The sequence below is a fragment of the Streptosporangium sp. NPDC004631 genome (assembly GCF_053601935.1).
The window spans coordinates 169,286-191,765 of record NZ_JBSGCR010000008.1 but is presented as its reverse complement, the minus strand read 5'-3'; the positions used below and the strand labels follow the sequence as shown (position 1 = coordinate 191,765).

The 22,480-nt window shown below is 69.2% G+C and carries 20 protein-coding genes and 1 tRNA gene; 11 read left to right on the top strand and 10 right to left on the bottom strand.

What is annotated here, in order from left to right; translation table 11 throughout:
* Positions 1 to 26: 26 nt before the first annotated feature.
* Positions 27 to 1,796: an asparagine synthase-related protein gene (locus ACWEF2_RS11425; RefSeq protein ID WP_453814194.1), complete on the bottom strand. Its 1,770-nt coding sequence runs from the start codon at positions 1,794 to 1,796 to the stop codon at positions 27 to 29.
* A gap of 228 nt (positions 1,797 to 2,024) precedes the next feature.
* Between ACWEF2_RS11425 and ACWEF2_RS11420 the strand changes: the two genes are divergently transcribed.
* A tRNA-Ala gene (locus tag ACWEF2_RS11420) sits at positions 2,025 to 2,097 on the top strand.
* A gap of 186 nt (positions 2,098 to 2,283) precedes the next feature.
* Here ACWEF2_RS11420 and ACWEF2_RS11415 read toward each other — a convergent pair.
* On the bottom strand, positions 2,284 to 4,017 hold the full coding sequence (locus ACWEF2_RS11415; protein WP_453814192.1) for an ABC transporter family substrate-binding protein: 1,734 nt from the start codon (positions 4,015 to 4,017) through the stop codon (positions 2,284 to 2,286).
* Between the two features lie 309 nt (positions 4,018 to 4,326).
* Positions 4,327 to 4,716, bottom strand: coding sequence for a hypothetical protein (locus tag ACWEF2_RS11410; protein ID WP_453814190.1), 390 nt, complete (start codon positions 4,714 to 4,716; stop codon positions 4,327 to 4,329).
* 785 nt (positions 4,717 to 5,501) lie between these two features.
* Between ACWEF2_RS11410 and ACWEF2_RS11405 the strand changes: the two genes are divergently transcribed.
* Entirely contained in the window at positions 5,502 to 6,197 is a 696-nt protein-coding gene (locus ACWEF2_RS11405; RefSeq protein ID WP_453814188.1) for a peptidyl-tRNA hydrolase, read from the top strand.
* Here ACWEF2_RS11405 and ACWEF2_RS11400 read toward each other — a convergent pair.
* Entirely contained in the window at positions 6,184 to 7,191 is a 1,008-nt protein-coding gene (locus ACWEF2_RS11400) for a DUF3616 domain-containing protein (protein ID WP_453814186.1), read from the bottom strand. The genes ACWEF2_RS11405 and ACWEF2_RS11400 overlap by 14 nt on opposite strands.
* Before the next feature lie 257 nt (positions 7,192 to 7,448).
* Here ACWEF2_RS11400 and ACWEF2_RS11395 point away from each other — a divergent pair, with 257 nt between their 5' ends.
* The 6 genes from ACWEF2_RS11395 to ACWEF2_RS11370 all read left to right on the top strand — a co-directional run bounded on the left by ACWEF2_RS11395 (position 7,449) and on the right by ACWEF2_RS11370 (position 14,250).
* Positions 7,449 to 8,273, top strand: a complete 825-nt coding sequence (locus tag ACWEF2_RS11395) for a hypothetical protein (RefSeq protein ID WP_453814184.1) — start codon at positions 7,449 to 7,451, stop codon at positions 8,271 to 8,273.
* A gap of 59 nt (positions 8,274 to 8,332) precedes the next feature.
* A complete protein-coding gene (locus ACWEF2_RS11390) occupies positions 8,333 to 8,833 on the top strand; it encodes a DUF1269 domain-containing protein (RefSeq protein WP_453814182.1) in 501 nt (166 codons plus the stop codon).
* 61 nt (positions 8,834 to 8,894) lie between these two features.
* Entirely contained in the window at positions 8,895 to 10,907 is a 2,013-nt protein-coding gene (ftsH, locus tag ACWEF2_RS11385; protein WP_453814180.1) for an ATP-dependent zinc metalloprotease FtsH, read from the top strand.
* Positions 10,908 to 11,043: 136 nt separating this feature from the next.
* Positions 11,044 to 11,637, top strand: a complete 594-nt coding sequence (locus ACWEF2_RS11380; protein WP_453814178.1) for a Maf family protein — start codon at positions 11,044 to 11,046, stop codon at positions 11,635 to 11,637.
* Between the two features lie 439 nt (positions 11,638 to 12,076).
* Positions 12,077 to 12,877: an EI24 domain-containing protein gene (locus ACWEF2_RS11375; protein WP_453814176.1), complete on the top strand. Its 801-nt coding sequence runs from the start codon at positions 12,077 to 12,079 to the stop codon at positions 12,875 to 12,877.
* Positions 12,878 to 13,134: 257 nt separating this feature from the next.
* Complete coding sequence (locus ACWEF2_RS11370) at positions 13,135 to 14,250, top strand: DUF4192 domain-containing protein (RefSeq protein ID WP_453814174.1); 1,116 nt, start codon at positions 13,135 to 13,137, stop codon at positions 14,248 to 14,250.
* A gap of 4 nt (positions 14,251 to 14,254) precedes the next feature.
* Here the strand turns inward: ACWEF2_RS11370 and ACWEF2_RS11365 are convergent, their stop codons facing one another.
* Positions 14,255 to 14,593 (bottom strand): hypothetical protein, encoded by a 339-nt coding sequence (locus tag ACWEF2_RS11365; protein ID WP_355596113.1) that lies wholly within the window; start codon positions 14,591 to 14,593, stop codon positions 14,255 to 14,257.
* Positions 14,594 to 14,739: 146 nt separating this feature from the next.
* Here ACWEF2_RS11365 and ACWEF2_RS11360 point away from each other — a divergent pair, with 146 nt between their 5' ends.
* Positions 14,740 to 15,372 carry a DUF4870 domain-containing protein gene (locus ACWEF2_RS11360; RefSeq protein WP_453814171.1) on the top strand — a complete coding sequence of 211 codons (633 nt, stop codon included), beginning with the start codon at positions 14,740 to 14,742 and terminating at the stop codon, positions 15,370 to 15,372.
* Positions 15,373 to 15,389: 17 nt separating this feature from the next.
* Here the strand turns inward: ACWEF2_RS11360 and ACWEF2_RS11355 are convergent, their stop codons facing one another.
* The 4 genes from ACWEF2_RS11355 to ACWEF2_RS11340 all read right to left on the bottom strand — a co-directional run bounded on the left by ACWEF2_RS11355 (position 15,390) and on the right by ACWEF2_RS11340 (position 19,821).
* Entirely contained in the window at positions 15,390 to 16,115 is a 726-nt protein-coding gene (locus ACWEF2_RS11355; RefSeq protein WP_453814169.1) for a septal ring lytic transglycosylase RlpA family protein, read from the bottom strand.
* Between the two features lie 588 nt (positions 16,116 to 16,703).
* Positions 16,704 to 18,230 (bottom strand): ATP-dependent DNA ligase, encoded by a 1,527-nt coding sequence (locus ACWEF2_RS11350; RefSeq protein ID WP_453814167.1) that lies wholly within the window; start codon positions 18,228 to 18,230, stop codon positions 16,704 to 16,706.
* A gap of 213 nt (positions 18,231 to 18,443) precedes the next feature.
* Entirely contained in the window at positions 18,444 to 18,818 is a 375-nt protein-coding gene (locus tag ACWEF2_RS11345) for an FKBP-type peptidyl-prolyl cis-trans isomerase (RefSeq protein WP_355596121.1), read from the bottom strand.
* Positions 18,819 to 19,236: 418 nt separating this feature from the next.
* A complete protein-coding gene (locus tag ACWEF2_RS11340) occupies positions 19,237 to 19,821 on the bottom strand; it encodes a general stress protein (RefSeq protein ID WP_453814164.1) in 585 nt (194 codons plus the stop codon).
* A gap of 246 nt (positions 19,822 to 20,067) precedes the next feature.
* On the opposite strand from ACWEF2_RS11340, the gene ACWEF2_RS11335 reads away from it, so the two are divergent.
* Positions 20,068 to 20,211, top strand: a complete 144-nt coding sequence (locus ACWEF2_RS11335; RefSeq protein WP_355596125.1) for a hypothetical protein — start codon at positions 20,068 to 20,070, stop codon at positions 20,209 to 20,211.
* Positions 20,212 to 20,423: 212 nt separating this feature from the next.
* Here the strand turns inward: ACWEF2_RS11335 and ACWEF2_RS11330 are convergent, their stop codons facing one another.
* A complete protein-coding gene (locus tag ACWEF2_RS11330; RefSeq protein ID WP_453814163.1) occupies positions 20,424 to 21,863 on the bottom strand; it encodes a GuaB1 family IMP dehydrogenase-related protein in 1,440 nt (479 codons plus the stop codon).
* Positions 21,864 to 21,999: 136 nt separating this feature from the next.
* On the opposite strand from ACWEF2_RS11330, the gene ACWEF2_RS11325 reads away from it, so the two are divergent.
* A complete protein-coding gene (locus ACWEF2_RS11325; protein ID WP_453814161.1) occupies positions 22,000 to 22,467 on the top strand; it encodes a GyrI-like domain-containing protein in 468 nt (155 codons plus the stop codon).
* Positions 22,468 to 22,480: the final 13 nt, after the last annotated feature.

Below are 22,480 nucleotides of genomic sequence, written 5' to 3'. Positions count from 1 at the left end.
GGAGAGCCCGGCTCCGTGGCGCCGTCTCACGAGGGGATGGGGACCCGGATCGGGGTGAGTCCTTCGGGGGCCCTGCCCGGATAGACGCCGGACAGCATCGTGGCCACGGTGTAGAGATGCCAGCCCTGGGCGGGCCTCTTGAGCACCGGGTCGGCGAACAGTCTGCGGACCTCGTCGGGGGCGACGATGGGGGCCAGCAGGTCGAGATGACCGAGGACGTGGTCGCGGAGCACCGCCGTCAGCGTCTCGTCGGGGCCGGTCCGCCAGCTCCAGCCTCCGCCGGTCTTCGGCGCCGTCAGGAAGCCGGGCCTGCGCTGCCAGGGGTAGTAGCGCCTGCCCACGGTGAACCGCCACGGCTTTCCCTCGATCGGAACGTTCCTGAGCGAGGGGGCGAGACCTGTGGTGAGCCGGTGGATGACCTCCTCGGACAGCCGCCAGGTCTGGTCCAGGCCCAGCGCCGCCCGCACCACCCGGTTGTCGAGGAACGGCCAGATCGGGTCGCCCCGGCGCAGTGATCCGGCCCGGGATCCGGCCTGCCAGCGGCCGATCCGGTAGGAGACGTACATGTGGTCGAGCGCCTCCAGCCCCCCGCGTTCCTGCCAGGGCCGGGCCAGCTCACGCGCGTGCTCGTTGGCCGCCTCGGTGAACAGCGCCGGATCCCGCAGGAACGTGGCGTCCACCCGGCGGCGCAGCGCCTTGGCGCTCAGGTCGCTCTGCAGCAGCAGGAAGCTTCCGGCCCGCAGGACCTCCCCGCTCTGCCCGGACATGGTGGGCCTGGCGTTGTAGGGGAGATAACCGACGATCGACTCGTAGGCCGACGTCATGCCCTCGCAGGTCCGCAGCGTCTCGTAGGTCCGCGCGAGCGGGTGCTCGACCAGCACCGCGTCCTTCCGCTCGGCTCGGGCCGGGGGAATGACGGTGTGCTCGATGCCGAGTGCCCGCGCGATCCGCCCGGCGATGATCACATCGGGGTGGCCGTCCAGACCGTTGGTGGTCGCGCGGAGCGGGATCCCCGCCGCGTGCAGCACCGCCGCGGCCAGACGGCTGTCCCGGCCGCCGGTCAGGGCCAGGTTGACCGGTTCGCCCGCCGCGCGCAGCGGCTCCACGGTGGCCAGCAGTGTGTCGGCCAGCCCCTCGACGAGCTTCTTCCTCCCTCCCCGGGAGGTGGGGACGGACGCGGCGGCCGGGAGAGGGGTCTCGGTGATCGTACGGCTGCCGCCCCGGACGGTGACGGCCGAGGACGGCGGGAGCGCGGTGACCCCGCGGTAGGGCGTCTCGTCGGACAGGAAGTAGCCCTGGCGGATCATCGCCTGCAGCGCGAGCACGTCCCACTCGATCCGCTCGCCGAACGCGGCGAGGCTGACCAGCAGCGCCCGGCTGCCGATCACGTGCAGGTCGGGGTTCTCGGCGTGGTAGACCGGGCAGGCCCGGTGGATCGCGGTGGCGGCCGACAGTTCCGTACGGGTCGCGCGGAACGCAGAGAAGCAGCCGCCGACGCTCTCGGTGCTCAGCTCCGGCGTGCTCGCCAGCCGGTCCACGTCGCCCGGCGCGGTCAGATGGCCGTTCACCCCGGTCACCCGGTCGTGCCCGGTGGCCAGCAGGGGCGGCAGCCGGGAGTCGTCCGGCTCGTTGGTCCAGGCGAACAGGGAGATACCGGGCCGGTGCCACTCGCGGGATCTGACGACCTCGGGGGGAGCCGGGAACGCGCTGTCGATCGCGCTCCTGACGGTGTGCACCATCGCGTCCGGGATTCCGGCTTCCGGGCGTTTGGCCGCCAGTCCGAGATACACACGCATGGTCAGGGATCTTATGTTGTGTTTTTTCGCGACGAAGCGGTATTCATCGGGAAATCATGGGCGGAATGAGGTGGATGCCGTCACCTGCTCTCATCAGTGCGATGTCCGGGTTCGCCGGGTCCGGGACAGCAGGATCGCCTCTTCGGCGGTTACGGGGTAGGGCGTGATGTCCTATACACTGGCGTGGTGCCGCCGAGGCGAAAGCCGGGCGGCATCGCATCACCTTGAGGGGCTATGGCGCAGCTGGTAGCGCGCCTCCATGGCATGGAGGAGGTCTGGGGTTCGAATCCCCATAGCTCCACTCCGGGCCGTTCTCAAGACGGCCCGAAGGGCGTTGACGAGATCCCGCCCGGTCACCTCGACCGGGCGGGATCTCGTCTTTCCCAGGACGACGTGGCCGCCGGCGGCCGCGTTCGGCGAGAAGGCGTCCAAGGGAGGGGCGGGTCGCATCTGTCTCCGCCGCCAGGTACGGCCTCCACCCGGCGGGTCACGACAGGCTCCACCGGTCCATGTTCCAGGTGATGGTCGACTGGGCGGGGTTCGGGACGACGTTGCGGATCGCCTCGTCCCACGCGCTCAGTCCGGGGTGCTGGAAGAGCGGGATGGTCGCCACATCGGCCCAGAGCTCCTTCTCGATCTCCCCGATGATCGGGTTCTGCGCGTCCGGGTCCACGGTCGCGTTCAGTTTCCCGATGAGCCTGTCGACCTTTCTGCTGGAGTAGCAACCGTTGTTGTTGCCCTTGTTCTCGCCGTCGCACTTCGTCGGTGTGGTGTAGGTGGAGGCCCAGCCGCTGATCAGTGAGGAGGCGGACCAGGCGAACAGGGCCACGTCGTAGCCGTTGGCGGGCATCACGGTGCCGAAGAAGTCCTCTGAGCCCTTGTCGACGACCTGGAAGCCCGCCTTGTTGCAGGCGTCGATGATGAGCTGCACCTCGACGGTGCGGCGCGGGTTGGGGGTCTGGTAGCCGATCTTGACCTGGACTCCGGTCTTGCCGGCCTTCGCCACGAGCGCCCTGGCGCCCTTGATGTCCTGCCGCCCGTGGACACCGGCGCCGCCGGCGGCGGCGATGACCGCCGCGGCGTTGTCCTGGAACGGGGCGACGTTGCGGATCTCCAGAGGTCTGGCGTCCGGTACGACGGGTTTGATCAGGTTGTCGACGATGAGCTGCCGGGGCACGCATTTGGCGAAGGCGGCACGCAGCCTCCTGTCCTTGAAGGGACTGGAGTTGACGTTGAAGTCCAGGTGCTCGTAGGTGTACTGGTCGGTTATGTTGACCCGCACGCCCTCCAGTGCCTTGAGTTGATTGAGCACGTCCGGGCCCGGCTGTGGCTCGATGATCTGGACCTCGCGATTGTGCAGCGCCTGGGCCTGCTCGTCCAGGGTGATGAAGCGCTCGATGATCGTCGGGGTGGCCGCGGGGGCGCCCCACCACCGGTCGTTGGCGACGAGGGTCAACGACTGGCCGGCGTCCATCTTGGAGAGCTTGTACGGGCCGGAGGAGGGGATCAGCTCGGCGGGGGGGAGCGCGATCTCGGAGACCCAGCCGTTGTTGAAGAACTCGATGGCCTTTTCGAGCTTCCGGGCGTCGGTCGCCTTGATCGCCGCGATGAACTCCTCCTCCGACAGGGCGCCCTGCCTCTCCACCACGTGGGCGGGGAGCAGTTCGGTCGCGCCGGGACCGCCGGCCGCCCAGTCCGCGAAGGGCCTGTCGTAGACGAGGGAGAACTTCTTGTCCCCCTTGTCGCAGGCGGGCAACCTGGTGTCCTCGACCCCGACGGTGCCGGAGGTGGAGAAGCCCTTGATCTTTCCGGACTTGAAACCCCACCAGAGCAGCACGTCGTCGCAGTCGATCGGCGTACCGTCCGACCAGACCGCCCTGTCACTGATCGTGTACTCGACGGTCAGGGGGTCGTCGGAGGTCTTCCGGTAGGTGCCGAAGTCCGTGTCGGGCGTGATCGCGCCTCTCTCGCCGTAGAACCAGAAACCCGTCAGCACCCGCTGCAGGGGACCGGTGTTGCGCATGGCGTTCTCGGCGGCGGTGTTGTTGTTGTAGGAGTGGAATTCCTGCTCGTAGGCGTAGGTGATGCTCCTGGCCCCGGCGGAGATCGTGTTCGAGGTCGTGGGGCCGCCCGCCGCGCCGGCGCCGCCGCAGGCGCTCAGTACGAACGCGCCCGCCACCAGTGCGGCCGGGAACCTGCCAGACGTCCGCGCACGGAACACGCTAGAACTCCTTAGTCATCCGACATATGATCACCTATCGGCCTCAGTACAGCAAAGCTGAGCATCATTATTCTTTCCTTGACAAGTAGGACAAGCCGGGTGTTGTGCATCTGAGATGGGTGCCGCCTGAGTACCCCTGCTCCGGTATGGCGCCGCCTCTGGTCTGATTTTTGTGGATATTGATACGGCGGGCGCCGTGCCGGGGTGTCACCCCGGCACGGCGCCCGCCGATGTATCGCGTACTCACCGGTCCACGGCCCGCACAACCGCCACGGTTTCCGCGGCCGTCCGGCCGGGCTCCGGCGGATCTCAGTTCGGCGGCGTCAGGTTGACGAAGGCGCCGCAGTTGTTCGGCCAGGCCGGGTTCCCGCCGGTTCCAGGCTCGGGGGCCACGACACACGTCGTCTGGGCGATCTCACCGCTCAGGCTCCGGACCGTGACGTGAAGGTCGTTGCCCATCACCGCCAGGGACACGCCGGTCACGTTGAGCGGATAGCCCCTCAGCGGAGAGAGGTCGTGCCAGCGGGGAAGCGTCCGCGGGTCCCGGACGGACGTCGTCCCGTCGTCCGAGGTCGATGCGACGAACTTGTTGGCGCCCTGGAACTCCGTGTCGACACTCGATGTCGAGCCGGTCGGGCCGCGCGATCCCTGGGAGCCGCGTGACCCCTGCGGACCGCGTGGTCCCTGTGGGCCGCGCACTCCCTGCGGGCCCTGCGAACCGCGGAACCCCCGATGGCCGCGCCGGCATATGCAGTGGTGTCGTACCACGCACCCGCAACGCCGGCAGTGCCCCCTGAAGCAACCTCCGAGACGGAGGGCCGATCCTGTGGCACGGGAGGCGAGATCGAAGGCCGGAGCCGTGAGGCCGCCGTTGGCGGCCGGATGAGAAAGGACGGTTTCCACTTTTCCGGTAGCGGCGCCGGCCGGCGTCTGAAGCATCGGCGTCATGAGAACGCCGAGCGCCGCCGTCGCGACGGCCCAGGCTCGTGCGCGCCTGCCGGGGGTAATGCTCGAAAGCCGTCTGTAACCACTGGAAGTCATCTTGCTCCATGTCGTTTTGTGATTCCGGGGAATCGGCTCACATCACCGCGATGGGCGGCAAGCAGGGGTTACCCGACAGAGAATGCGATGACCCTTCAATTTGATGAACACCGGTTAAAGGGGTTTCTTGGTAACGGAAAAATGTCTGCGCCGCCCACTGGGAAATCTCGCTTTATATGTCGAGTCGCGCTTTCATTGTTAATTATCGAGATAGTGGTTAATGGTCGACGATCAGATGGTTCTGTGTGTTTTGTTGAGTGTCTGGGCTTTGTGTGGTGATTGTCGGGTTAATTGCGGGGGTGCCGGTGCTCATCCGGCGGTGGTGGCCGGGGTCGTGACGCGGCAGGCATCCTTGGAGGGACGAACGGGCGGAACGGGCCGCCCGGCGGGCCCGCGGCCGGACCCACAGCCGGATCGGCCGCGGGTCGGACGGAGGAGGTCGCGTGACCGGTCAGAAGGTGCTTCCGCTGGTGGTGCGGGTGGAGCGGGCGGCTCCCCCGGAGCGCACCGACGCCCTGGAGGCCGCCGCGCTCGCCGTACTGACGCTGCTTGACGACCCCCGCGCCACCGGTGACGGAGAGTGGGCCGAGCAGGTTCGCGCCTGGGAGCGCATCGGGATCAGGAAGGTCGTACGGCGGGCACGCGGGGCCGAGTGGCGCCGGGCGCTTGACCTGCCCGGCGTCACCGTCGCCTCCGGCACCGCCGAGGTCCGTGTCCACCCGCCGGTCCCGCTGGACGCCTGGCCCAGAGATCTGGCCAGGCTCCAGGTCTCCGGCCTCGACCTGACCGACCAGGCCGAACCGGCACCGCCGTCGGGGGGTGTGGTGCTCTGGATCAACCCGGCGCTGGAGATGTCCGCGGGCAAGGCGATGGCCCAGGCCGGGCACGCGGCCCAGCTCGGCTGGTGGGGCGGTGACGAGCACGCCCGGCGGGCATGGCGGGAGCGGGGGCTGGTGTCCGCCGTACGGACCGCCGACCCCGCCGGATGGGCCGGGTTGGTGGACATGGGCCTGCCGACGGTCAGGGACGCCGGATTCACCGAGATCGCGCCGGGGTCGTGCACGGTCGTCGCGGACGCCCCGTGGCTGCGTGGGGGAGGTTTCCGTCCGGCGGGTTCCGGGCCGCTCAGGTCAGCCTGACGATGTCGGCGAGGACGCCGCCCTCAGGGGTGAGCCGTGCGCTGGACGGGCTGTCGTAGACCACCAGCAGGTGCTCGTCGTCGAGGACGGTCAACCCCTCCGCATGGTCGCACCCGGCTCCGTAGGGCATGTTCATCACCGGCTCGGGGTCGTGCTCAACGGACGGTCCGTCCCCGGGCCGCCAGCGCAGCACCTGGACCGGGCCGTCGAGATCCATGGTCGGCCCGGCCAGGATCAGCAGCCCGTCCCGGTGCGGGCACAGGTCGCGGATGCCGAGACCGCCGAGGTTGAGAAGATGTGTCCGGTACGGCCCGCCGTCGATCGGGGCGAGCCGGAGCCGGTCGGGACGGCGGGGGTCGGTCTCCGGCCGGAGCTCCAGGAGCACCGCCCAACCGCGGAGCACGGGGCCGCGCAGGCCGACGAACACGCGGTCGCCGAGGACCGCGATGCCCTCGACATCCAGGCCGTTGTCCTTGCCGGGGATCTTCACGAAGGGGGCCAGGCGCGGGTCGTCGGCCATCAGGTCGGCCAGGTTCCGGCCGGGACCGGACAGGATCGCGGCCGTCCGGCGGCCGTCCACCTTGACCGGGGTCGAGCCGGTGAGCGGTAGCCGTACCAGGATGTAGCGGTTCTCCTCGCGTATCACGGTGCCGAGGCGGCGGCGGGCCTTGTCGGCCGGGTGGTCCCTCCTGGCGCGTCTGCGCTTGAGGCTGTGCGAGCCGATCGCCCACAGCCACCCGTCGGCCCGGGCCAGGCCCTCGATGTCGGCCTCGTCCTCCGGTCCGGCGGGCAGGTCCACGAAGTCGGCCAGGGCGAAACTGCGCTGGTCGTCGTAGCGGCCCTCGCGGAGCGTCAGGTGCTCGACGGTGGCGGTCTCGTCACCGGCCAGCCAGAGTCCGGCGCCGTCGGAACGGACGGCGGACAGGTTCGTGTGGGTTCTCGCGTCACGGGAGGCGACGTGGAAGCGGAGCTCTACCTGGCGTTCTGCAAGCACCGTCGAATCATGGCAGGTAACCGCCGGGCCGCACGGATCGGGCGACAGGACGGGTGTCGGGAGGGCACTCGTTCCCTAAGTGTGATGGGGATCGCGCACGAGAAAACCGGATTTGTCGTACGCTCCCGATCGTGCTCGATGGGTTGGGTGGGACTCAGGGGACCCGGGGGACGGGTTCTGTACCGACATATGTGACTGCTGAGGCGGATACGTCCGACTTGCCCAAAATTGTCGTTTCGCGGCCACCGAAATCGTCGGTGAAACGTTCCCGTATCGGTGACCTGCCCATGCGCGTCATCTACCGGCTGCTGGCCGGGTTCACCGCTGCGGTTCTGGCCGTCGTCGGGATCGTGGTCGGTCTCGTCTACACCGGTTCCTCCGGTCAGTCCGGCGAGACGCCCGCGCGGCAGGGCGCCGCGCCGTCCGCCGTGGCGCCCTCACCCGGTCTCGGCTCCCCGCCGGCGGCGTCCCCCACGGCCTCGGTGTCTTCCCCGGCCACCGTGTCGCCCTCGCCGACCGCCGTTCACGACCGGAAGGCCGTACTGGCGGCCCTGGCCGACCCTCGTGTTCCCAAGCTGCCCCGCGACCGGCGGCTCGGCCCGTTGCCCGGCAAGAAGTACAAGACCAAGCGCCGCCTGCGGGACGCGAAGTCGGGTGTGTCGCTGATCCGGTTCGGCAGGCCGTGGAAGATCTTCGGGGCCTCGCCGTTCTCCACCAAGCAGGTCTTGCCGAAGGCGAAGGGCGCGGGTGTCCGGGCGATGCTCGTGACCTGCCCGGTGCCGATCCAGGCGCAGAAGAGCCTGAAGGACACCGCGTTGCTGGCCGCCCGCTGGACGCTTAACCACCACCCCAAGGGCTCCAAGATCGCCTGGACCGCCTCCCAGTCGATCAAGGATGGCTGGCTCCTGGCCTACCGGGTGAAGTATCGGGTCAAGGGCAGGTCCCGGCTCTCCATGGCCGCCGTCGCGGTGACCGAGGTCCCCGGCACCCGGCCCGCCATGATCTTCGTGACCATCCCCGACGCCCAGCACAAGCGGTGGCGTGACATCAACACCGCGATCTCCTCGATCAGGTTGAAGTAGTCACCCTCTGGGCAGGAATCGCGTTATTCGCATGGCTTAGTGAAACTCGGGGGAATTTCATGGCCAATCTCTTCGTCGTCGCCTACAACGACCTCGGAACCGCCGAGAAGGTCAGGGAGAAGCTGCTCGGCCTCCAGCGGGAGCGGCTGATCCAGCTCGCGGACGTGGTCGTCGCCGAACGCAGGGAGGACGGCAAGATCAAGCTCCACCAGGCGCACAACACCACCGGTACGGGCGCCGCCGGCGGGGCGCTCTGGGGCGGACTGATCGGACTGATCTTCCTCATGCCGCTGCTCGGCATGGCCGTGGGCGCCGCCGCCGGTGCCGCGGCGGGCGCGATGACCGACGTGGGCGTGGACGACGGCTTCATGAAGGAGCTCGGCGAGGGCCTGCAGCCCGGTGCCGCGGCCGTCTTCGCGCTCGTGGTCGAGGGCACCAGGGACAAGGTGATCGCCGAGCTCGCACCGTACGGCGGGCAGCTCGTCAAGACCTCGCTCAGCGTCGAGCAGGAGGAGCAGTTGAAGAACGCGATGAAGGCGGCCGGCTGGACGCACGCCTGAGGGTGCCCGTCTCCGGGGGTCCCCACGGTCGGGGACCCCCGTGGTCGTGGAGGGGGAAGTCGTGGAGCGACCGGCGTCTCAGGATCGTAAGGGGCCCAGCGGCGAGGAACCGGGCAGGGACGACGAGCCCAGGCCATGGCGGTCCGAAGGACTGCCCGCCAAGCCGTCGGCTCCGCAGCGCCCCAGGATCAACTGGTGGCGCTTCGCGCTCACCATGCTGCTGGTCTACGCGGGTTTCTTCCTCATCTCGTCGTTTCTCGACGGCGGCACGGTCGAGACGATCTCATACACACAGTTCACCCAGCAGGTGCAGGCGAAGAACGTCAAGGACATCTACGCCAAGGGGTTCTCCATTCAGGGCGAGCTGAAGAACGCCGCCCGCGACCCCGACAGCGAAAACCGCACCTACACCCGGTTCTCCACCGAGATGCCGGTCTTCGCCGACCAGCGCCAGCTGTACCAGCAGCTCACCGCAGCGGGTGTGGCGATCAAGGCCGACCCGGTCGCCGGCGATCGCGGCTTCCTCGTGAACCTGCTGCTGTCGCTGCTGCCCGTCCTGCTGCTGGCCGGTCTGTGGATCTGGTTCATCCGGCGCTCGGCGGCCGGCATGCCGGGCGGCCGGGGCCCGGGCGGCTTCGGCGGGCTGGGCGGCATGGGCAGGTCGAAGTCGGTCATCCCGGTGGACGCGGACAAGGTAAGGGTCGACTTCGACGACGTCGCGGGCATCGACGAGGTGGAGAACGAGCTCGCCGAGATCGTCGACTACCTCAAGGAGCCAGGCAAATACCGCCGACTGGGAGCCAGGTTGCCCAAGGGCGTGCTGCTCACGGGCCCGCCGGGCACCGGCAAGACCCTGCTCGCGCGGGCCGTCGCGGGCGAGGCGGACGTGCCGTTCTTCTCTGCGAGCGCCTCGGAGTTCATCGAGATGATCGTGGGAGTGGGCGCCTCGCGGGTGCGAGAGCTGTTCGACGAGGCGCGCAAGGTCGCCCCGTCGATCATCTTCATCGACGAGATCGACGCGATCGGCCGCACCCGCGGCGGCAGCAGCGTCGGTGGTCACGATGAGCGTGAGCAGACCCTCAACCAGATCCTGACCGAGATGGACGGCTTCAGCGGCTCCGAAGGCGTGATCGTGATCGCCGCCACCAACCGCTCGGAGATCCTCGACCCGGCACTGCTGCGACCAGGCCGGTTCGACCGGACCGTCGCGGTATCCGCACCGGACGCCGAAGGCCGGGTGGCGATCCTCAAGGTACACACCCGGGGGGTACCGCTCGCCGACGACGTGAGCCTGGAGCGGCTCGCCAAGAACAGCCCCGGGATGACCGGCGCCGACCTGGCCAACCTTGTCAACGAGGCCGCGCTCCTCGCGGCCAAGCGATCCAATCAGAAGGTGCACACCCGTGACCTCGCGGACGCCCTGGAGAAGATCCAGCTCGGTACGGCCCGCGCGATCGTGATCCCGGAGGAGGAACGCAGGCGCACCGCCTACCACGAAGCCGGTCACGCGCTGCTGGGCATGCTCCAGCCCGGCGCCGACCCGGTCAGGAAGATCTCGATCATCCCGCGCGGCCGGGCGCTCGGCGTCACACTCTCCACACCCGACACCGACCGCTACGCCTATGACGAGAGGTATCTGCGGGGCCGGATCATCGGAGCCCTCGGCGGCATGGCCGCCGAGCAGGTCGTCTACGGGATGGTCACCACCGGCGCGGAGAACGACCTGGAACAGGTCACCGCGATCGCCCGGGGAATGGTCGGCCGCTGGGGCATGTCCCCCAAGATCGGCCCATTGACCATTCTCCCGAACTCCGGTGACGGTCACCCCGTCGCCGCTCCGGCCACGCTCGCGGCGGTGGACGAGGAGACCCGGCGCATTGTGGACGAGTGCTACGAGATCGCTCAGGACGTTCTGAAGGAGAACCGCGACCGCCTGGACGCCGTCGTCACCGCCCTGCTGGAACACGAAACCCTGGGGGAGGTCGAGGTCTACGCCGCCGCGGGACTCTCCCGCGGCGCCGCGCCTCCGCCACCCCCATCGGATTCGTCCTCCGAACTCCACAGCCCCACCTGACGATCCCGGCCTGTCCTGTTGTGCTTCGCCCTCCGGGGGAGGTCGAGGGCCACGCCGCCATGGACTTCCCGTGGTACCGATGATCAGGAACCTGTGAGGAGGAGCGGCCGGCGGAATCGCGCTAGGCTCGATCGGCGTGACCCAGATCGTTCTCGCCTCAGCCTCGCCCGCCCGGCTCGCCCTGCTCCGCAGCGCCGGACTCGACCCCAAGGTGATCGTCAGTGGAGTGGACGAGGAGGCCGTCACCGCCGACAGCCCCGGCGAACTCTGCCTCGCCCTGGCTCGGGCGAAGGCGGCGACGGTGGCACGGGACCTCGCATCCGGTCTGGTCGTCGGCTGCGACTCTGTCCTGGAACTCGACGGGCAGGCCTACGGCAAGCCGCTGTCGCCCGAGGACGCCGTCGCCCGCTGGCGGCTCATGCGCGGTCGCGAGGGCCGCCTGCTCACCGGTCACTGCGTGATCGACGCCGCCGACGGCAGAGAGGTGTCGGAGGTGGGCGCCACGGTCGTGCGCTTCGGCACCCCCAGCGACGCTGAGATCGCCGCGTACGTCGCCACTGGGGAACCCCTTCGGGTCGCCGGGGCCTTCACCCTGGACGGCCCCGGAGGCTGGTTCGTCGACGGCATCGACGGCGACCACGGCAACGTCCTGGGCATCTCCCTGCCTCTTCTGCGCAGGCTCCTTACCGCCCTCGGTGTCTCGGTGCCCACGCTCTGGCAGCGCGCCTAAGGGCTCCCGTACCCCCGTTCCCTCACCGTGCCTCCCGCCTCCTCCACCACGAGACGTCTTACACGTCTTGCCCGATGAGACCTCCCGTCCCGCTCTCCGCTCCGAAGTTCTGTCCCGTCGTCTCTTCAGATCGTCCGGATGGGACCTTCCTGCCGGTGACGCTTCCGGATCGCTCCTCCAGCGTGGGACCCTCCACCTCGCACCTCTCCGTCCAGGGTCCACGGTCCCGCTGCCGCACTCGGAGATCCCGGTGCCCGGATGCTCCTGAGCCCTCTCGGCGGTGCCCACCCCTGTGGGGCGGATGCCTTCTCTTCCTGCGTCTGCGGGGACAGAGAACCGGGTGCCCACCCCTGTGGGGGCGGATGGGCGGCGGAGCGTGGGACGGGAGGTCCCCGGCGCCGTCAAGCGATGATCCGCCGATCCGGCTAACCTTCCGGGCATGGGTCATTTCCGCTCCTTTGCGAACGGCATCGGGTTCTTTTTCCAGGGACTGGGCTGGGTCGCCCGCAACCCTCGCTGGTGGCTGTTCGGGCTGATCCCCGCTCTGATCGTTTTCATGTTCTACGCGGTCGGCCTCTACTTTCTCGGCACCAACGCCACCGCCTTCGCGGGATGGGCGACGCCGTTCGCCGACGGGTGGTCCGAGGGGGCCAGAACGGCCCTGCGCGCGCTGGTCGGGCTGGCTGTCTTCGGCGCCGGTGTGATCCTGTTCGTGGTGACCTTCACCGCCGTGACGCTGATCCTCGGCGAGCCGTTCTACGAGAAGCTCTCGGAGAAGGTCGAGCTGACCTATGGGGAGTTGCCGAGCGGACATGAGGTCCCGCTCTGGAAGTCGATTCCCCGCTCCATCAAGGACAGTCTGGTCACCCTCGGATACGTGTTGCTGTTCACTGTTCCGCTGTTCCTCCTCGGCTTCGTGCCGGTGATCGGGCAGACGGTGGTGCCGGTGCTGGGAGCCCTGGTCTCGGGCTTCTTCCTCACTGTCGAGCTCACCGCGCTGGCCATGGAACGCAGGGGTCTGGCTCGCGGGAGCCGTTTCGCGGTGCTCCGCGAGAACAAGGCCTCCGCCCTCGGATTCGGGGTGCTGATCTTCCTGATCTTTCTTATTCCGCTGGCCGCGGTGGTCGCGATGCCCGCCGCCGTGGCGGGTGCGGCGATCATGGTCCGGACGCGACTGGTGGTGGCCGGCCCGCTCCCCGGCATTTCGGGTGTGGATCCGGGCATTCACCGAAGAGCGTGACCGCTCACGGGCGGATGACACGGTGTCGCTTTCCTCCCTTCCCCGTTCCCGTCCCCGGAAGGTCGATGATCCGTGGGATCGGACAGACCCCGATCATGCGCCACCGCGTCCCGCGCCGGCCGCTCCGGGCCGGAAACTGTGGATAACCGGAGGCCGTCCACAGGGCTTCGAAGCGAAGGCTGTGGAAAGCCGGAAACTGTCCACAGAGTGCGGTTCGGTGCTGAAACGGGGCCGGGACTCAGGTGAGGCTTCCGCCCATGACAACCGACACCCCGCCCTCGCCCGCCTCGCTTCGGCCGCAGCCCAGCCTTCTGCTCAGCTCCACGGAGGACGTCCTCGGCGCCGTGCCGTACCTCGTGGGATTTCACCCTGCCGACAGCCTGGTCGTCATCGGGCTGAGAGGAAATCCGCCCAGGAGCCGGTTGCACCTGACCGTCCGCTGGGACCTGCCGCTGGCTGATCCGGGCCTCGGCCGGGTCGCCCCGCTGCTCGCCCAGGAGGGGATCACCCAGGTCGTCGTCGTCGGATACGGTCCGGGTCCGCTGGTGACCCCGGCCGTGGATCTCGCCGTCGCCCTGTTCCGGCAAGGTGACATCACGCTCGTCGAGGCACTCCGGGTGGAGGGGGGCCGCTACTGGTCCTACCTGTGCTCCCGGGCCGACTGCTGCCCCATCGACGGCACGCCGTACGAAAGGAAGGCCGGCGCCGTCGCCGCTCAGGCGGCCGTGCAGGGGCTGGTCGCCCTGCCCGACCGCGAAACCCTTGAGCGGTCACTCGACTCTGTCGGCGGGTCCGCCAGGCTGGCTATGCGCCGGGCCACCGCCCGTGTCACGCGGGAGATGAGGGACAGTCTCGCCGGACGCGGAGAGGGGGAGTTCGTGGCGGAGTTCGTCGCGGCGGGAATGGCGCGGGTCCACTCGGCGATCGATCTCTACGCCTCCGGTGGACGGCTCGACGACGAGGCGGCGGCCAGACTGGGTCTGGACCTCGCGGTGATCCGGATCCGTGACGAGGCGTGGGCACTGGCCGTCGGGGGCACCCGTAGCGTTCACCTCGGGCTGTGGCGGGACCTCACCCGGCGGCTGGAGCCGAGGTTCGTGGCCCCGGCCGCCTCCCTGCTCGGGGTGGTGGCCTGGTGCGGGGGCGACTCCGCCCTGGCCGGCATCGCGCTGGCCCGTGCACGTGACATCGATCCCGACTACTCCATGGCGAACCTGCTCACGCACGCGCTGCGCCATCTGCTCCCGCCTGAGGTGCTCAACAGCAGGATGCCGAGCTCCGAGGAGCTCGGCCGGGAGATGGGCAGCCCCCGGATGGCCTGGTTACTGCCCATGGTCGCCCTGCTGGAGGAACCGGGGGTCCCAGCGGGATGACCGGTCAGCTCTCGGCGCGCTTACGGCGCTCGTTGTAGGCCCGCATCCGGGCGGGATAGCCGGTCAGCTGCACATCGTAGACCGGAAGGGCCAGGTCACGGGCCACCTTGCGGATCACCGCAGGCGAGCCGACCCGGCGACGGGTCCACTCGCCGTCGTCCGCGATGGCCATCGCGGTGGTGTCGGTCGCGAAGGTCTCCGGTTCCACATAGAACTCCACGCCACGACGCGACTTCGCGAAGTCGATGAGTGCCTCGACGTCGGAGTCGGTCGCCTCACGGTCGAACTTGGCGATCTTCGGCCCGCGTAGACGCCTCAACCCATAGCGATCACGCCATCTCATGTCTCCCTGTATACATCTCCTGGTCGTGTCTTGGTGCAAGTCCAGGGGTGACTCTAAGGGACATCCAAGGGTTCATCCGGATAGACCGCTCAAAAGTTGTTGCTCAGGATTGACGTAAAAGCGGCGACGAAAGGGATGTCGATCCCATGGCAGGCACAGCGACACCGACGGCGCACTCATGGGGCGAGAGTGCGCCGTCCCCCGGCCCGGGGCTCGACTACGCCGGGCTCCGGGTGAGCGATCATGATCGGGAGCAGGTGGTCGAACACGTCAAGGCCGCCTACGCGGAGGGGCGGTTCGACAGAATCGACTTTGACGACAGGCTGGAGCGGGCGATGACGGCTCGCTTCCACGGTGATCTCATGCCGATCATGCACGAGCTGTACGGCTCGCGTCCGATCGCGCCCGCGCCATACCCTCCCGTGCCGGGCGGGGCGGTGCCCGCGGGTTACGACGCGCGGGCGGACACCGGGGGAGAGCGCCTGGGCGCGGCGGCGGCCCACCTGCTCCCGCTGGTCGGCCTGCTCGCGCTCGGTCCGCTGATCATGTTGCTGGCCGCTGGAAAGACCTCGCCCTACATTCGCAGGCACGCGGTGGAGGCGCTCAACTTCCAGCTCACACTGCTCGGCGCCACCCTGGTGCTGACGATCACCTTCGTGGGCCTGGTGCTGACGCCCCTGCTCTGGATCGGAGGCGCGGTGCTGTCGGTGATCGGCGGCCTGGCCGCGCTCGGCGAGGGTAACTTCCGCTACCCGCTCACGCTCCGCCTGGTGAAGTAGACCGGAGCGATCGCCGGTCAGTTGCCGAGAACCTCGTACTTGACCCGCATCACTCCGGCGCCGGTGTCGCCGATGGCGGAGAAGGCGGCTCTGGACAGGTCGAGACAGCGTCCGCCCACGTACGGGCCGCGGTCGTTGATCCTGACCGTGACCGACTCGCCGTTCGCGGGATTGGTCACCCGGACCTTGCTGCCAAGGGGCAGGCTCTTGTGCGCGGCGGTCATCGCGTTCGGGTTGAACTGCTCGCCGCTGGCCGTCATCTGCGGCTCCCCGTAGAAGGAGGCGCCACAGGTCCCGGTTGAGATCACGTGGGTCTTTGGCTCTGGGGCGGCCTTGGTCTTGCCGATCTTCGGCGTGCTTTTCACCATGGGGGTGGCGGCGTCGGTCGGCGTGGCCGTGGCGGGGGGTCTGATTGTGGCCCGGGGCGCGCTGGACGGCCCCGTCGTCCCCTTGGCTGCTCCCGGTCCCGCCGTTGTGGTCGGGGCGGTGGTGACCGAGTCGGTCGCAGCCTCGGGGGTGGTGGCCTGAGCCGTTGTGCCCTCGGGCCGGACGGGGGAGACCGAGGTTCTCCCGCCGGTGGCCGCGGAGTTCCCGACGGTGCTCGCCGGGCCGCCGGAAGGCACGGCGGTGCCGACGGGGTTCCGGGCTCCGCTGAGGCCGGCCGCCGTCCACGGGGCGTTGTCGAAGGCGGAGAGCGCCCAGACGCCTGCCGAGACCACCGTGGCGACGCCTGCGGCCAGCACGGTCAGACGCCGCTTGCCGGGTCTTCCCGGCCTCGGCTTTTTCAGAGGGGATGTTCGGGGGGTGCGGGGAGACGGAGTGCGAGAGTGCAGGCCCAAGGGAAACCACGGTCCAAGATCGGGGGCAGGACACGGGAGGGCCGTGCGGGGCGGGGGAGACGGGGGGTGCGCGCCGACCGGTCCCATTGGCGGGTCACAGGGGTGCTTCCCGCCTAAGGTGGGCCGACCATATGCGACAAAGAGATAGTAAAACCATGTTAACGGGATATAAAGTGACTTATATCACTTAGATTGAAATATAATGATCAATTAACTGTTGATCACCTATGGGTGATGTTGTGTGTCGAAATAGATCACATCGGAACGGTCCTCCGGGGTGGCGGTCCCCGGAGGGCGTCGTGCGGGCCACGATCAATGCGGCGTCACAGAAAAACGGCGATTCCACGGAGTGCGGGGTGAACCCGCAGCACGCCGCGGAGACTGTGATCAACATGGCTCCCTGGAGCACCGCGGTGCCCGCGGGGCCCACACGCTCCACGGATCCAGAGGAAAGGGGCTGTGGCCGAGACTCGCGGTCAGAGCAGTGGTCGATCAGAGCAGCAGGGCGCGCACCGTTTCCACGGTGTCGGCCTGGTCGGCGCTTTTGTCGGTGCGGTAGCGCAGGACCCGGGCGAAGCGCAGCGCCATCCCGCCGGGATAGTGACTGGAGCGCTGGACCCCGTCAAACGCGATCTCGGCGACGAGTTCGGGCCGGACGGTGACCGTCCAGTGGTCGGCGGGACCCTCGGCGATATCAAGGAGACGCTCGGTCTGCCAGGCGAGCAACTCGTCGGTCAGTCCCTTGAAGGTCTTGCCGAGCATGACGAACCCACCGGTCTGTGGATCCCGGGCGCCCAGGTGCAGATTGGAGAGCCGGCCCTCGCGGCGGCCGTGGCCCCACTCGGCGGCGAGGACGACCAGGTCGAGCGTGTGCCGGGGCTTGACCTTGATCCAGCCGGCTCCGCGTCGCCCGGCCGCGTAGGGCGTCTGCAGAGATTTGACCACCACGCCCTCGTGTCCGGCCCTGAGCGCGTTCTTGAAGAACTCCTCGCCGCTCGTGACGTCGCCGGTGACCAGGCGTGGAGTTATCGACTCCGTCGGCACGACTTCGGTCAGGGCCGCGTGGCGCGCCTCACCCGGCAGGTCGAGCAGGTCGTTGCCGTCCATCCGTAGCGCGTCGAAGAAGAACACGCTCAGCGGGGTCTTCTCGCGCACCCTCGCCACGTCGGTGCGGTTCGACACCCGACCGGAGGTGATTTGAAAGGGCTCGGGACGACCGTCCGGACGTAGTGCGATGATCTCGCCGTCCAGGACCAGGTCCCGAGAGGACAGAGCGCCGACCGTCTCGACCAGTTCCGGCACCTGGGCGGTGATGTCGTCGAACGTCCGGGTGAAGACGCTCACCGTGTCACCGGCGCGGTGAGCCTGGATCCGGACGCCGTCGAGCTTCCACTCGACGGCGGACGGCCCGCCGATCCTGCCCAGTGCGGCGGCGACGGAGGTGGCGCTCTGGGCGAGCATCGGCGACACCGGACGGCCGACCTCCAGGTGGAAGGCACGCAGCGCCTCGACCCCGCCCTTCAGCGCGGCGGCGCCGACGGCCGGCAGCCGGCCGCGAAGGGTCAGTGCCCGCCTGACCTCGGCGACCGGCACCTCGGCGGCCTTCGCGATGGCCTCGATCATCACGCCGTTCAGCGCACCCTGCCGGAGCTCGCCGCGGAGCAGTCTGGACAGGAACGCCTGTTCCTGGCGGGTGACCGCCCCGAACAGCTCGATGATCAGAGCCTTGCGCGCGCTCTGGGAGCCGGGGCCCGACTGGGCCTTGACCCGGTCGAGCAGGTCGTTCACCTGGCGCAGGGTGGCGGTCGCCGTCAGGCGTGGATCGGGGGGATCCTGCAGGCCGGTCCAGCCCACGCCGATGGTGCGCTGCGGCAGCTCGCCGGAGAGGTAGGCGATGGCGATCTCCGCCTCGTCCGGCTCGACCCGGCCGAGCAGCTCCGCGAGATGGCGGATCTTCGCCAACCGGGCCGAGTCGGCGGCCACGGCCACCGACGTGCGGGCAAGATCGATCAACAGCACAGGTTCAGCCTAAGAGCTGAGAGTGACATTTCGGGAGGATGCCCCTCCGCTTTTCGGAGTGATCCAACCGCCGTGGGGAAAATCCGCCTCCCACCGGGGAGGCGATCACCCTTCGGGTGCGGGGTGCGGGGTGCGGGGTGGTTCACGGGGCACACGGTGGCGGCCACCGCGGCCCCGTGAACCGGTGGCCGTCTGCCGAGGCCGCCGGGGGCGTCAGCTGACGCCGAGCAGGTCCACGACGAAGATCAGCGTTTCGCCCGGTTTGATGCGGGCGCCCGCGCCGCGGTTGCCGTATCCGAGGTGGGGCGGGATGGTGAGGCGACGACGGCCGCCGACCTTCATGCCCGCGACGCCCTGGTCCCAGCCCGCGATGACCCGGCCGCCCCCCAGCGGGAACTGGAAGGTCTCGCCGCGGTTCCAGGAGGCGTCGAACTCTTCGCCGGTGGAGAAGGCGACGCCGACGTAGTGCACGCTGACCTGGTGACCCGGCTTGGCCTCGGGACCGTCTCCTTCGACGATGTCGACGATCTGCAGTTCCGAGGGCGCCTCGCCCTCCGGGAAGTCGATCTCAGGCTTCTCCAGTGCCACGTGGTTCTCCTTGGTTGGGTGCGTGCCGACCGCCTTCCGGTCGGCCGGACGACTCTACGGGGTCCGGCGCGCCTATGAGCGCCGGGGGACGTGACGGCCCTGACGCCGTGTCCCGGATGGGATCGCCCGCCGCACCGGCCCGCCGCTGACGACTGTCCGCGGCCCCGCCCGTAACAGGGCCGCAGGCCATGGTCCGGCTGCTGTTCGGACTCTCCGAGGTCGCCCCCGCCGAATGCCCCCCCATAGCCCCCATGGGCGACCCCATGCCCGCCGTGCCTCCCGTGCCCGCCGAATGCCTCCCGTGCCCGTCGTGCCCGTCGCCCGGTCGTCCTCGCGAGCTCTCGCCCCACCGGTTCGGTGGGGCGAGAGCCCTGGACACGCTCTTCTCCCTCTTTCAGAGGTGGTACGGGGGCCCTTCTCAGCCGTCCTCCCGGGCGGGGGCCTGTGGCGCGGTCGGCCTCTCCGCGGCGGGGGCGTACGGCCCGGCCGACGGGGGAGGCTCAACGACCACGGTGTCGGCGGGACGCAAGCCGCTCTCCAGGACGGCTCGGGCGTGGTCGAGATGGGAGGCCGCCACCAGCACGTCGTAGCGGCCGGCGACGATCGCGCTGCGTGAGGCGAAGTCCCGCTTGCCGCCGGTGAAGAAGTGGTTGATGAACCCGAACGCCGCTCCCATCACCGTGCCCCAGAGCGCGGCCCAGAGCACGAGCACGATGAACGACATCGTGGTCGAGGTGAAGAGCCCGAGGAACATTCCCGCGACGGCGCCGAAGACCACGCCGCTCCCCGCCCCGGCGAGCGCGGCCCGGCTGTTGGTCATCCTGCCGGTGACGGTCTCCTCCAGCCTCAGATCGCTGCCGACGATCGCCACGTGCTCGACGGGGAAGCCCGCGTCCGAGAGGCCGTCCACGGCCCGCTGGGCGGCGAGGTAGTTGTCGTAGCCGACCAGCACTCTCCGGTCGACGACGACCTGGGTGTCCGGGACGGTGGATAGTTCTGGCATGTCCGTTCGCCTTCCCGTGCTTAGAAGGGGGATCCGGCCTGGTGACTACCCCGCGAGGGAGGGAGAATGCGTGTCCGCCCGGCACCTTGTCCTATCGGGTGACCCGGGAAAGCTTCCGGGTGAAAGCTTTCCTAATGAAAGCGGACATTGGGCGACAAACGGTGCGATGTGCTGTTAAGTTCATGTGCTATAGCACTGACGATGGGTGGACAGGGATCGCCGTGCTGGTCTGCGAAGGAACCTGAAATGATCGCATTCATCATGATGATCGAGGTGCTGCTGGCACTCATGGGGCTGATGGCACTGTGCCGGCTCACTCGTTATCGGGGCAGGCCGCTGTATCTGGACGACCGTCGCCGGCGGATGGTGGTGTCGCGCTATCACAGGTGACCCCTCCTCCGCGCGGGAGGCGAGGGCCGAGAAGCCAGTCGACGGTCACGCCGCCGACGGCCCGTCCCTCCGTGCGGGAGGCGAGACGCTGGGGCGCCGAGCGCCACGGCCTCCGCGCTCCCGCCCCGCACCTGCTCCGCCCCGCACCTGCCCCACCCCGAACGGGGGGCAAGAGGGGGTGAGAGGGGGCATGATCCTTGCCCCCCGCAGGACTACCAGCTCTGGTGGAGTGGCATGCCCTCGGTGTAGCCGGACGCGCTCTGCACGCCGATCACCGCGCGCTCGTGGAACTCCTCCAGGTCGGACGCGCCCGCGTAGGTGCACGAGGAGCGCAGTCCGGCCACGATGGCGTCGATCTGGTCCTCCACACTGGGCCTGACCGGGTCGAGATACATCCTGGAGGTGGAGATGCCCTCCTCGAACAGGGCCTTGCGGGTCCGCTCGAAGGGGGAGTCCTCCGCGGTGCGCAGTTTCACCGCGCGGGCCGAGGCCATGCCGAAGTTCTCCTTGTATCTACGGCCGTCCGCATCGGTGCGGGCGTCGCCGGGGGACTCGTAAGTACCGGCGAACCAGGAGCCGATCATCACGTTGGCGGCTCCGGCGGCCAGGGCCAGCGCCACGTCCCGGGGGTGCCGTACCCCGCCGTCCGCCCAGACGTGGCGTCCGAGGCGGCGGGCCTCGGCGGAGCACTCCAGCACCGCGGAGAACTGCGGGCGGCCCACACCGGTCATCATCCGGGTGGTACACATGGCGCCCGGCCCGACGCCCACCTTGAGGATGTCCGCCCCGGCCTCGGCCAGGTCGCGCACGCCTTCGGCGGTGACGACGTTGCCCGCCGCGACCGCCACGCCGGGGTCGAGCGAGCGCACCGCCCTCAGGGCGCCGAGCATCTTCTCCTGGTGGCCGTGGGCGGTGTCCACCACCAGGCAGTCCACCCCGGCCTCAAGCAGTTCCTTGGCCTTGGCGGCCACGTCGCCGTTGACGCCGACGGCCGCGGCGACGCGCAGCCTGCCGGAGGCGTCGAGCGCGGGCCGGTACAGCGTGGCCCGCAGCGCGCCGGTCCGGGTCATGATGCCGACCAGCCGCCCGTCGGCGTCGACGACAGGGGCGAGCCGGTGGCGTCCTCCGTGGAGCCGGTCGAACGCCTCGCGCGGGTCGAGCCCGGCGGGCAGGGCCAGCAGGTGGTCGGACATGACCTGGGAGAGCTGGGTGTACATGTCCACGCCGGCGCAGTCGCCCTCGGTGACCACGCCGACCGGGCGGTTGTCCCAGTTGACGATGATGATCGCGCCGTGGGACCGCTTGGGCAGGAGGCTGAGCGCCTGGCCGACGGTGTCGTGCGGGGTGAGTGTGAGAGGTGTGTCGTGCACCAGGTCGCGTTTCTTGACCCAGTCGACCACGTTGGCGACGACGTCGATCGGGATGTCCTGCGGGATCACGGTGATGCCGCCGCGCCGGGCGATGGTCTCGGCCATGCGGCGTCCGGCCACGGCTGTCATGTTGGAGACCACGAGGGGGATCGTGGTTCCGGTGCCATCCCGCGTCGACAGGTCGACGGCGAGCCGGGAACCCACCGAGGACCGTGTCGGAACCATGAACACATCGCTGTAGGTCAGGTCGTAGGCCGGTGTCATCCCATTGAGAAATTTCACGTTCGTCCACCTTATCGGGTGAATGGTTACGGGGAAGCGTTCCCGCTTTTGAAGATCTCAAAGAGGGAACGCGGCGTGGACGGGGCACTAGGATCCGGTTTGCGTGAGTTCAGCAGGGTGGCCATGAGGAGGCGCTGTGATCGTTGTTGACCGGCCCGAGATGCTCGTCGTGGGCCATGCCGTACGGACCTCGAACGCGGAGGAGATGGAGCAGGGGCGGGGGCGGCTCCGTACGCTGTGGGCGCGGGCCGGGGCACCCGGGGCCTTCGCGCACGTGCCCGGGCGGGTGGACGAGAACCTCTACGCGGTGCTGACGGACTATGAGAGTGATCACCACGGCCCCTACACGCAGATCGTCGGGGTGGCCGTGCGCAGCGCCGCCGCGCTGCCCGAGGGCATGGTCGCGGTGCGGGTGCCCGGGGTTCAGGCGCTGAAGCTGGAGGCGCGCGGGCCGATGCCGGGCGCGCTCCAGGAGGTGTGGCAGTGGTTGCGGAAGCACACCGAGTCCGGCGGCGCCCCGCCCCGCGCCTTCACCACCGACGTGGAGATCCACCATCCGGGGGGCGTGGACGTCTACGCCGCGATCCTGCCCTCGCTGCGCTGAACGGCCGGGAGCG